Source organism: Lebetimonas sp. JS032, assembly GCF_000523315.1.
GTDB lineage: Bacteria > Campylobacterota > Campylobacteria > Campylobacterales > Nautiliaceae > Lebetimonas.
Window position 1 is genome coordinate 1 of the sequence record NZ_ATHS01000004.1, and the last position, 11195, is coordinate 11195.

14 protein-coding genes are annotated in these 11195 nt (G+C 31.8%); 10 read left to right on the forward strand and 4 right to left on the reverse strand.

The window, feature by feature from the left end; genetic code table 11:
• Nucleotides 1-55 precede the first annotated feature (55 nt).
• Entirely contained in the window at nt 56-1486 is a 1431-nt protein-coding gene (gene hcp / locus DZ65_RS0109260; protein ID WP_024791634.1) for a hydroxylamine reductase, read from the reverse strand.
• A 59-nt stretch (nt 1487-1545) separates the two neighbouring features.
• Here hcp and DZ65_RS10775 point away from each other — a divergent pair, with 59 nt between their 5' ends.
• The 4 genes from DZ65_RS10775 to DZ65_RS11385 are packed head-to-tail and all read left to right on the forward strand — an operon-like array spanning nt 1546 to nt 2987.
• Nucleotides 1546-1770, forward strand: coding sequence for a hypothetical protein (locus DZ65_RS10775; RefSeq protein ID WP_156919599.1), 225 nt, complete (start codon nt 1546-1548; stop codon nt 1768-1770).
• Nucleotides 1736-2245, forward strand: coding sequence for a DNA topoisomerase (locus DZ65_RS11375; protein WP_024788336.1), 510 nt, complete (start codon nt 1736-1738; stop codon nt 2243-2245). Before DZ65_RS10775 ends, DZ65_RS11375 begins: the two co-directional genes overlap by 35 nt.
• A gap of 11 nt (nt 2246-2256) precedes the next feature.
• Complete coding sequence (locus DZ65_RS11380) at nt 2257-2706, forward strand: DNA topoisomerase (RefSeq protein WP_255327405.1); 450 nt, start codon at nt 2257-2259, stop codon at nt 2704-2706.
• Nucleotides 2691-2987, forward strand: coding sequence for a DNA topoisomerase (locus tag DZ65_RS11385; RefSeq protein WP_024788338.1), 297 nt, complete (start codon nt 2691-2693; stop codon nt 2985-2987). Before DZ65_RS11380 ends, DZ65_RS11385 begins: the two co-directional genes overlap by 16 nt.
• 125 nt (nt 2988-3112) lie before the next feature.
• On the opposite strand, the gene DZ65_RS0109290 is transcribed toward DZ65_RS11385, so the two are convergent.
• Nucleotides 3113-4435: a chloride channel protein gene (locus DZ65_RS0109290; RefSeq protein ID WP_024791636.1), complete on the reverse strand. Its 1323-nt coding sequence runs from the start codon at nt 4433-4435 to the stop codon at nt 3113-3115.
• Nucleotides 4435-5040: a sterol desaturase family protein gene (locus DZ65_RS0109295; RefSeq protein WP_024791637.1), complete on the reverse strand. Its 606-nt coding sequence runs from the start codon at nt 5038-5040 to the stop codon at nt 4435-4437. Before DZ65_RS0109295 ends, DZ65_RS0109290 begins: the two co-directional genes overlap by 1 nt.
• Nucleotides 5041-5367: 327 nt before the next feature.
• Between DZ65_RS0109295 and DZ65_RS0109300 the strand changes: the two genes are divergently transcribed.
• The 3 genes from DZ65_RS0109300 to DZ65_RS10225 all read left to right on the forward strand — a co-directional run bounded on the left by DZ65_RS0109300 (nt 5368) and on the right by DZ65_RS10225 (nt 7323).
• Nucleotides 5368-6009, forward strand: a complete 642-nt coding sequence (locus DZ65_RS0109300; protein ID WP_024788341.1) for a phosphoribosyltransferase — start codon at nt 5368-5370, stop codon at nt 6007-6009.
• Nucleotides 6010-6070: 61 nt separating this feature from the next.
• Nucleotides 6071-6484 (forward strand): rhodanese-like domain-containing protein, encoded by a 414-nt coding sequence (locus tag DZ65_RS0109305; RefSeq protein ID WP_024788342.1) that lies wholly within the window; start codon nt 6071-6073, stop codon nt 6482-6484.
• A 62-nt stretch (nt 6485-6546) separates the two neighbouring features.
• Complete coding sequence (locus DZ65_RS10225) at nt 6547-7323, forward strand: DMT family transporter (protein WP_051433555.1); 777 nt, start codon at nt 6547-6549, stop codon at nt 7321-7323.
• Between the two features lie 106 nt (nt 7324-7429).
• On the opposite strand, the gene DZ65_RS0109315 is transcribed toward DZ65_RS10225, so the two are convergent.
• Complete coding sequence (locus DZ65_RS0109315) at nt 7430-8632, reverse strand: argininosuccinate synthase (protein WP_024791638.1); 1203 nt, start codon at nt 8630-8632, stop codon at nt 7430-7432.
• A gap of 53 nt (nt 8633-8685) precedes the next feature.
• Here DZ65_RS0109315 and DZ65_RS0109320 point away from each other — a divergent pair, with 53 nt between their 5' ends.
• The 3 genes from DZ65_RS0109320 to DZ65_RS0109330 are packed head-to-tail and all read left to right on the forward strand — an operon-like array spanning nt 8686 to nt 11076.
• Nucleotides 8686-8931: an RNA-binding S4 domain-containing protein gene (locus DZ65_RS0109320; RefSeq protein ID WP_024788346.1), complete on the forward strand. Its 246-nt coding sequence runs from the start codon at nt 8686-8688 to the stop codon at nt 8929-8931.
• A complete protein-coding gene (locus DZ65_RS0109325; protein ID WP_024788347.1) occupies nt 8931-10655 on the forward strand; it encodes a proline--tRNA ligase in 1725 nt (574 codons plus the stop codon). The genes DZ65_RS0109320 and DZ65_RS0109325 overlap by 1 nt, the downstream gene beginning before the upstream one ends.
• A 1-nt stretch (nt 10656) precedes the next feature.
• Nucleotides 10657-11076: an FxsA family protein gene (locus tag DZ65_RS0109330; RefSeq protein ID WP_024788348.1), complete on the forward strand. Its 420-nt coding sequence runs from the start codon at nt 10657-10659 to the stop codon at nt 11074-11076.
• The last annotated feature ends 119 nt before the right edge of the window (nt 11077-11195 follow it).

The window sequence follows — 11195 nt, forward strand, 5'->3', positions numbered from 1 at the left end:
GATTAGATGATGCTTTAAAGTTATGAGAATTATGAACGGTCTCGTAAAAAAAGAATTAAGAAGCTAATTCTTTTCCGAAGTCTTTGTGTATGTCTCCTGAAATAACTCCAAGATTGAAGTTTTGAACCAAGAAGTTTACTATATCTTCATTTGCAAATTGAGGAGCGTTTGGCCCGATATAAATATCTTTTACCCCAAGACTTAAAAGTGCAAGTAAAATAATAATCGCTTTTTGTTCCATCCACATTAGGGCAATTGAAACAGGTAACTCATTTACATCCTCAATTCCAAGGGCATTTGCTACTGTTAAGGCAATATGAACCGCACCGTTAGAATCATTACATTGTCCAAGGTCAATATATCTTGGAATATCAGTTCCAGGGACAGTTCCGAAATCTATATCGTTGAATCTGAATTTACCACAGCTTGATGTGATAATAATATGGTCTTTTGGAACGGCAAGAGCCAATTCTCTGAAATAGTTTCTTTTTCTTCCAGGTGCGTCACATCCGGCAATAACCCATACTCTTTTTAATTTTCCTTCTTTTATTGCGTCAAGAACTTTTGCTCCGTAACCTTCAAGAACAGTTTTATAATGATGACCTGTTACAATTTTTTCGTCGCTTTCGAATCCTGAAATATCAGGAAGACTTAAAGTCTGGTCAATCAATGGGTCAAAATTGTCATTTTCTATTTTTTTAGCACCTTCTATACCTGTAATTTTATATGTATAAAGCCTATCTACATAATTTTTAACTTTTGGTGATTTTTCAGGCGGAACTATACAGTTTGTATTTACAACACAAGTTCCTTGCCATTTAGAAAATACATCAGTTTGGTCATACCATGCTTTTCCGATATTTCCTTTTAGGTTTTTGAATTTTTTAAGATGAGGATAACCGTGCGCCGGCAGCATTTCTGAATGGGTATAAACATTTATTTTATCGCTAAGTCCTCTTTCCTCAATTCTTTTTAAAAGTTTTTCAAGCATATCAAGATTATGGCCTGAAACTAAGATACCTTTTCCTTCGGCTTTGTTTTGTGTAACTTCCACAGGTGTTGGAATTCCAAGTGCCTTTATGTGCATATCACTTAATAAGTTCATAACTTTAACACCGGCATTTCCAACTTTCATAAGCTGTGCTATGTGTTCATCAAAATTAAAATTAACGTTTGTAAGTGTAAAATATAATGTTTCACTGTTTACATCATCAACTTCTTTTAATGTTTTTTTGGCGTCTTCATCTCCAACTTCCTGAACCAATTCATTAGCGTGTTCTCTGTATGCGCTAAGCCCTTTTAGACCGTAAATCATCAGGTCTTGTAGTCTTGATTTAGTAGCTGTTTTACCGCATACTCCTTTGCTCTCACCATGGCTTCCGCATCCTCCAGGTGCGCTCATTTCACATTGCCAGCATAAAAATGGTAAATTATAGGCCTGTTTTTTTGTTTCTTTAGTTTCTTTATTTCCGAATAATCCGAACATTTTGACTCCTTGTTTTATTTTTTGTAAGCCCATTGTAAAATATTTGTTAAATTAAATCATTGATTATAATCAATGATTTAAAAATTTTACATTGTTTGGTCTTGACATTTGGGGACAGTTTAACAAGCCGAAGAATCGTAGATGGTGTAAGTGTTTATGAAATTTTGCTAGAAGAGAGGATTTTGATAATTACTGCAAGTATAGGACACGACTTTGATTTGGAAAAAGAAAAAGGAAAATGGGGGGTGATTGAGAAATATATACCTGTTTTTAAGGTTTTATAATATATTAAAAGCTTTAAATTTAACTTCTTTTGAAGTCAATGAAGTGATAATTGCTACAGACTCGGACAGGGAAGGAGAAAAAATTGCATTTGATGTAATATTAAACAACAAACCGTATAATTTAAATATAAAAAGGGCCGAATTTCACGAAATTACAAAATATGCATTTGTTGAGGCTGTGAATAATTTAAGATATTATGATAAAAATTTAGTAGCCGCCCAGTTTGTAAGAAGAATTACTGACAGATGGATTGGTTTTAATCTCTCTTTGTGTTTTCAAGATTATTTACATAATGTTCATTTATCTGCCGGAAGAGTTCAAACCCCGGTACTTAATTGGATTTGTGAAAGGACGCAAAAATTAAAAGAAAAAACAAATGTTGTTATGGTGAAACCGAGTGATTTGACAGTTGAATGGGAATTTGAAGAAGAAAAAAAAGCAGAGGAATTTTTGAAAATATTCCTGACGAATTAGAAATTAAGCTGATTAAAAGCGAAAAAGAGAGTCTTTTTGAAAAACCTTTCAATACTTCCACTCTTTTAAAAGAAGCGTCTTCTAAACTTCATTTTTTGCCTCAATATACAATGAAACTGGCTCAGGATCTTTTTGAAAACGGATTTATTACATATCACAGGACGGATAGTTTTAGAATTTCTAATATAGGTAAATCAATAGCGAAAGAATATATAAAAGAGAATTTTGGAGAAAATTTTGTTAAATTAAGAAGTTTTGAAAGTGCAGGGGCTCATGAAGCCATAAGGGCTACCACTCCTATGGATATGGAAGAGATTAAAGGTTTTTTAATGTTTAAAAATATAAATCTTTCTTATAACCATTTAAGATTATATGATTTGATTTTTAGAAAATTTATTGCTTCCCAGATGAAAGAAGCCATATTAAAAAAGATACTTTTAAAATTTTGGATAAAGAAATAGAAATTATTACAGGAATTTTGGAAGACGGGTTTAATCTGGTTTATCCGGTTAAAATTTATGAATTAAAAGAGGGAAAATACAATATTCAAAAAAATATTGTGAAAAAAAGCAAATTTTCTCCTTATACATATGCGGAAATTATTGATGAAATGAAGAATAAAGGAATAGGGAGACCGTCTACATATGCCGTTACAATAGAAAAACTGCTTACAAGAAAATATATAACGGAAAAAAAAGGATTTTTGTTTGCCACGAAGTTGGATTTAGGGTTTTGGATTTAATAAAAAAACATCCTTTATATAAATTTGTTAGTGAAAATTATACAAAAGATCTTGAAAATATTATGGATTTAGTGGAAAACGGTAAAAAAGATTATAAAAAAGAACTAATTAAATTATATAATGAGTTATTTGTGCGTTAATGTATTAAAATCTATATTTATAGTATTGAATTTTTTAAGATTAAAATTTAATTTTGTAAGATATGAAATAATGGCAACACTAAATCCCGTTGCTATCACCACATTGTAATCATTAGTTATTTCAAGAGATAATACTATTGAAGTTAGCGGTAATTTCATAATTACCCCCATAAAAACGGCAGAACCTATTGCCGCAAAATAAAACGGCTCAAGTCCTATTCCTACATGTAAATATTGTAAAATTAGACCGAACAGATAGCCGCTGAGAGCACCTATACTCATTAACGGGACAAACATTCCGCCCACAGCGTTCGAATAGATGGAAAAAGTAGTTGCTACAATTCTTAATAATAATATTTCCAAAATAAATAAGATATTTAAATTTTCGTTATTTATTAGAAGTGAAACTATTTTATGACCGGTAAATCCTGCGTAAGGGGAAATTATTAAAATAGTTGCAATTACGCTTCCTCCGATAATAGCAAAAATTAAATCTTTATATTTCCTAAAAATATTGAAAAGCTTTAAATGCATAAAATAGAGTATTTTATCTTGTATAAACAGATAAAAATAAATTAATAAAGTCATATAAGGTATAAATAAAGCGGTAACATACACATATTTAAAATTAATCATTCTACCCGCTGAATATATGAAAGTAAAAGGCTGTAAAAATATTAAAGCAATGCTGAAAGCACTCAGGCTGCCTACTATAATAAATGTAATATAACTTTTTATAAAATTATAAGCAATACTTTCAATGGCAAAAGCAATACCCGTTATAGGTGATACGAATATAGCCGCGATTCCGCTACTTGCGCCAATGCTGATCATAGGTTTAAGCAGTGTTTCTGGAAATTTAAATAAAGAATGTATTTTATAACCTATCATTGCCCCGATTTCCGCAGAAGGCCCTTCTGTTCCCATGGCAAATCCGCTTCCTATTGATAATGCTGAAGCGATTATTTTTAATAAAAGCGTTTTTATGGTAATCATCTCTTTTTTTTCGGTTATAATCTGCGCTATTTGTTCAACTCCGTATTCTTTAACATTTTTATCTTTATAAATTATGAAATTTACAATTAAAATTGATAAAATAGTTATTAGATAAATATACCATTTTGGCCATGTAAAAATAGTAAAAATAGGATTTGAACCGAAAAAGATTTTTGAAATATATTCCATTATATAATAATAAAATACAATAAAAAATCCGCTTATAAGCCCTGTAATAACAGAAGCTAATAGAAAGTCCCTTATTAAAGAGATTTTATTAGTAATTTTTTTTAAAAAATCACCAAAAAGCATTAATTTTTTTTCTTAATTCTTTTTAATTTTTCAATCCCTTTTAAATCGTCTTGACTCCATTGATAATACGTCCCAAAAACCCTGTCCCAAAAATCAGTTGTAACGCCATGATTCATTTTAGGCTTTTTATGATGGACAAAATGAAATTCCTGCATATATCTCCAGTATTTGCTTGCAAATTCGCGTCTGTGCATAATATGATGCATTATTCCGTAATTAAAATATCCAAGAGCAAGTCCCCCAACTATTGCAAAAGCATCTCCTAAGGGCATAAAAAAGTGAAATAGCCATGCAAAAATAGAGGCAATAACCGCACTCATAAAAAACGGCATGGCATCATAACTGAATGGGTTTTGATGATGATGTGCATGTCCTTCAACAAATACTTCTATCGATTTTTTCCCGTGAAACAGCCAGGCATGAACGGCGTATTCCAAAAATGTAAAAAATATAACCCCTACAACAAATAAAGCAACACTGCCCCATACATCGTCTGAATAATATATTGCCAATATTAAAAAAACTATACCAGTTAAACAGTCTGTTGCCAGGCTTAAATAATAATTCCATTTGCTCTGGGTTATTTTTAAAATAAAGTCTTTCATTTTTTCTCCTTAATATTAATATTAATTAATAATTATTATTAAAATTTATTATAACATAAAATTAAATAAATGTTGGCACTGACTAAATAACGGAAAAGTAAAAATATGACAGCGTAGCGGAATTTAGCGAAAATTTTGCGTTTAAAAAATTGCATTTAACCCGTTAGGGCTGCGTAGCTGTTTGCAATTTTTAGCAAAATTTGAGCGGTGCGTTAGCAAAATGAAGCTCTCAGCTGTCATATTTTTATCTTTGTAGTTATTTTTGTATATTATAACCATTTAGTCAGTGCCGAAATGTTTGATATAATTATAATAAAAAGGGTTTTAATGTTTAAAAATAGAGTTGAAGCAGGAAAACTTCTGGCAAAAGAAATTAAAAAATTAAAAGAAGAAGGTTTAATAACAGATCCGGCAGTGGTAGCGCTTCCAAGAGGAGGAATCCCTGTGGCGGCAGAAATTGTAAAAGAGATAAACGCCCCTCTTGATATTTTATTTGTAAAGAAAATACCGGCCCCGGGAAACGAGGAATTTGCTATTGGAAGTGTCAGTGAAAACGGATTGGTTTTTATTAATAAAGATGTGGCTGAGAGGCTTGGTATAAGCGATAGTTATATTCAGCAAATTGCAATGGAAAAAATCCAGGAAATTGCCAAACTCAGGGAAAAATATAAAATCGAGCCGAAACTTCTTGAAGGAAAAGATGTAATATTGGTGGACGACGGAGTGGCCACGGGGGCTAGTATGTATCTGGCGGCACAAAGTATAGTCAGAGATTATCCTAAAAGTGTAATTATTGCCGCCCCTGTGGCTCCAAGAGATGAAGAAGTGGAAAATATGTTAAAAAGTGTTTCACATAAATTAATAATTCTTGAAAAACCGGAACTTTTTATGAGTGTCGGCAGATGGTATGAAGATTTTCATCAGTTGAGTGATGAAGAAGTTATTAATATTCTGTCTCAATTTAAATAACTTGACAAATTCAAGATTTTTTAGTTATAATAAATAAAATATATTAAAAAAGGAGGGTAAAATGGCAAAATTAATACCATTTGAACAAGAAGCGGTAGAAAGATTTAAAGAAGCTATAGAACTTAATAAGGAAAAACCTGGATTAGGAAATGTTGATATAGAAAAAGCAAGAGAACTTATTAAAGATGCCGGTGCACTTGTATTAGATGTAACTTTGCCTAATTTGGTAGAAGGTGAAAATGCAGAAGAGGCTGGAATTCCTTCGTCTTATTACACACCATATACTGAATTTACAGACTATATTGATGAACTTCCAGAAGACAAAACCCAACCTGTTTTGGTGGTTTGCAGAAAAGCATTTTTTGCAAATAGAGTAAAAGGTCTTTTAGACGTTCTTGGATATAAAAATGTTTATGTATTGGCAGATGATGTTAAATATTTAGTTGAAGCTCATAAAGCTCACACAGAAGGTTAATCCTTCTTTTTCTTCCAAATTCACTTAAAATATATTATACTTTCTTCAAAAAACGGATATTAATGAAAAATTTATCTTTAATGTTATATTTGGCAATGTTTGCATGGGGCAGTAACTGGGTCAGTGCTAAAATTTTAATGGATTATTTTAATGCATATGAATTAATTTTTTGGAGATTTTTTATTGCAGCATTTGGACTTTTTTTTATGATTCTATTTATGAATATATCTTTTAAAATAGACAAAAGAGAAATTTTTTATTCATTTATTTGTGCAATAGTGCTTTGTTTATATAATTATTTTTTCTTTTTAGGGGACCATTTTGGAAATGCTTCATTAGGCGGAGTTTTAGTAACTACTTTAAATCCTATTTTAACATTTTTTGTACTTGCTGTGATTGCTAAGAAGGCTTTAAAAAAAAGTGAATTATTAGCTTTAATTTTAGGAGCTTTTGGTTCGTTTTTAATAATAAAAATCTGGAGATTCAATTTAAATGATAAAGGGATAGTATATTTTTTATTGGCGACAGTTACGTGGGTAATACTCACAATAGTCAGTTCAAAAATAAAAAAAGAAAATTCATTGGTGTTTAGTTTTTTAATGTTTTTATTTTCTACTGTTTTTATATATTTAACTTTTTTAAAATTAAAAATACCAAGACTTGATATTGATTTAAAAGGATGGGTTAACCTGCTTTCTTTATCTGTATTTGGAACAACATTTGCAACTACGGCTTATTTTTATGCAAGCAGTGTAATTGGTGGTAAGAGAGCCAGTGCATATATATTTCTGGTACCTTTCAGTGCTGTGATTTTATCATGGATATTTTTAAAGGAGTAAAATGATATATTTGTAATAATAGGGGGAACAATTAGTTTAACAGGGGTTTATATTTTAAACGGATTCTCTTTAGAAGATGTAAAAGCACTCCTAAAAAGGAGTTAAATTATTTTTTATTTCTTACATAACCTTCGATAATGAATCTTAAGGCATTTAATTTAATAAATCCTGCAGCATCTTTTTGATTATATACGCTGTCTTCTTCAAATGTTGCAAATTCAGGGCTAAACAGTGAATATGGTGATTTTCTGCCTACTACGTATACATTTCCTTTATATAGTTTTAGTCTTACAGTTCCGGTTGCATTTCTTTGGGTTTCATCAATTAGTTTTTGAAGGGCAACTCTCTCAGGCGCAAACCAAAAACCGTTATAAATAAGTTCTGCGTATTTTGGCATTATTTCATCTTTTAAATGAGCCTCGCCCCTGTCAAGAGTAATTGATTCAATTGCCCTGTGTGCTTTAAGCAGGATTGTTCCTCCCGGTGTTTCATAACAGCCTCTGCTTTTCATACCTACAAATCTGTTTTCAACTATGTCAATTCTTCCAATTCCGTGTTTTTTACCGTATTCATTTAGTGTTTCAAGCACTTGTGCAGGTGTCATTTTTGCGCCGTTAATTGCTACTGCGTCACCTTTCTCAAAATCAATTTCAATATATTCAGGTTTATCAGGAGCATTTTCAGGAGAGTTTGTCCATCTCCACATATCTTCTTCAGGTTCAGCCCAAGGGTCTTCCAAAATTCCGCCTTCGTATGAAATATGAAGCATATTTGCATCCATTGAATAAGGAGATTTTTTTCCGTGCCTCTCAATTGGAATACTGTGGGTTTTAGCATATGCCAATAATTTTTCGCGGCTGTTTAAATCCCATTCCCTCCAAGGGGCAATGACTTTAATATCAGGTTTTAAGGCATAATATCCAAGCTCAAACCTTACCTGGTCGTTTCCTTTTCCTGTTGCACCGTGGGCTACGGCCTCAGCTCCAACCTGATTAGCAATTTCAATCTGTCTTTTTGCAATTAAAGGTCTTGCGATAGAGGTTCCTAGCAAATATTCTCCTTCATAAATTGCATTAGCCCTGAACATAGGAAATACATAATTTCTTACAAATTCTTCTCTTAAGTCTTCAATAAAAATATTTTCCGGTTTTACCCCTAGTTTAATTGCTTTTTCCCTTGCAATTTCAACTTCTTCACCTTGTCCTATATCGGCGGTAAATGTTACAACCTCAGCATTATATTTATCCTGAAGCCATTTTAAAATTATGCTTGTATCAAGTCCGCCGGAATATGCCAAAACAACTTTCATAAATATCCTTTTTTATTGCAATTATAGTATAATTTGACTAAAAAAGGGATATTTTGAGGATAGATAAATTTTTAAATTCCGTCAATATTGTAAAAAGGCGCTCTATTGCTGATGAAATGTGCAAAGTTGGTGTTGTCTTAATAAACGGTAAAAAAGCAAAATCAAGTAAAGATGTTAAGCTGGGGGATATAATTGAAATACACTATTTAAGCGGAATAAAAAAATTTGAAGTATTGAAATTACCCGAGAGCAAAACAATTCCAAAAAGCAAAAAAAAAGAATATGTTAAGGAGATATAATGAGATGGAGTAGATTCTTTTTATATACACTTAAAGAAACGCCAAAAGATGCGCTAACCCCAAGTCATATTTATTTAATAAGAGGCGGATATATCAAGCAGGTTGCAGCAGGGATTTATGATTTTACCCCTATTGGAAAAATGGTACTTGATAATATAAGAGCTATTATAAAAGAAGAGATGGACAAAGCCGGGGCTCAGGAGGTAATACTGAGTTTTGTAACACCTTATGAACTGTGGGAAGAGACAGGAAGGGCTAAAAAATACGGCGATGAACTGCTAAGAATTGAAGATAGGAAAGGTCAAAAATTTGTTCTCTCACCTACAAATGAAGAGAGTGTTGTTGATTTGGTAAGGAGCTTCATAAAAAGTTATAAACAGCTTCCTGTTAATTTGTATCAGATAAATTTAAAATTCAGAGATGAGGCAAGACCTAGATTTGGGCTTTTAAGAGGAAGGGAATTTATAATGAAGGATGCTTATTCATTTCATTCAAGCAGGGATGATTTGGATAGGGAATTTAATTTAATGCAGGAAACTTATGAAAAAATTTTCACAAGATTGGGACTTGATTTCAGGGTGGTTGAGGCAGACAGCGGTGCAATTGGAGGTACCGGAAGCCGTGAATTTATGGTTCTTGCAAATACAGGCGAAGATGATATTGTGGTTTGCAGTGAGTGTAATTATGCAGCAAATATTGAAGTTGCCAAAAGAAAACATATTAAAAAAGAGAATCCGATAAAAACTGAGGAAATTGAAGAAATCCATACCCCAGATATTAAAACAATAGATGAGGTAAGTGAATTTAGTGGAATAGATAAAGATTTTATTATAAAAGCGGTTGTTAAAAAAGCAGTCTTTGAAACTAATGAAGAAATAGTGGTGTTTTTCATAAGAGGCAGTGACGATCTTGAAGAAACAAAAGCCAAAAATGCACTTGGCGCAATTGATTTAGTTGATGCAAGCGAAGAAGAAATAGAGAGTGCTGGATTGGTTCCAGGTTTTATAGGTCCTTTTGGACTTCCAGGTAATATAAAATATGTAATTGATGATGATTTAAGAGGGGCAGAAGAATTGGTATGCGGTGCAAATAAAAAAGATTATCACATAAAAGGCGCGGGGCTTCTTGATGCAAATCTGCTTGGTAATTTGACTATTTACAGAGACATAGCAAAAGTTAAAGTTGGAGATTTGTGTCCAAAATGCGGAGCACCTCTTAAAATTACAAAAGGGATTGAAGTAGGGCATATTTTTAAACTGGGTACTGCTTATAGCGAAAAAATGAACGCAACATTTCTTGATGAAAACGGAAAAGCCAAACCTTTTGTTATGGGATGCTATGGAATTGGGGTCAGCAGACTTATAGCTGCTGCAATTGAGCAAAACCATGATGATAAAGGAATTATCTGGCCAAAAGAGATAGCTCCTTTTGTTGTAGATATTCTTGTAGGGGATGTTAAGAAAACAGACCAATTTGAGTTTGCTGAGAGTCTTTATGAAAATTTGACAAATGCCGGAATTAAAGCAATACTTGATGACAGGGCTGAGAGGTTTGGTCCAAAAATAGCGGATTTTGAGCTTGTAGGTTTTCCTGTCGGAGTAATTGTCGGTAAGAAACTTAAAGACGGTAAAGTAGAGATAAGGGATAGAAAAACAGGTAAAAAATTTGAAGTAAATGCAAATGAAGTATTCGAAAAAATTATGGAAATTATAAACAAGGGCTGATATGGGACTCATATATTTTTTAATATATCTTTTTTTAGAAATCCTTTTTTCTTATGAATTTATGAGAGTTTTTACTCCATTAGGATTTTTCTTGGAAATTTTGTTAACCGCGGGAGCCGGTGTTTATATATTACAAACTCTTGATTTGTCACTAAGCACCAATATGCATAAATTAATGAAAAGAGAAATTACTCAGGAAGAATTTCTTTCAATCGGGCTTTTTAAATTAATCGGGGCTGTTTTACTTATACTACCCGGATTTTTCAGTGATATTATAGGTATTCTTTTTTTGTTTGAGCCGTTTGCAAGAATAGTTGCAAAAAAACTTTTTCCTCGAAATAATTTTTATCATAAAAACTATAAAAATGATGATGATATAATTGATGTAGAAATAATAGAGGAGATTCCTAAAAAGGACTAATCCACTCTTTTACTCCTTTTGTGTGTAGAAAATAAACACTCATTCATTAATTTTTCTTATAATTCTCAAAATATTTAATAAAAATTAAATTTATGTTTAAATTATGAATAATTAATCAT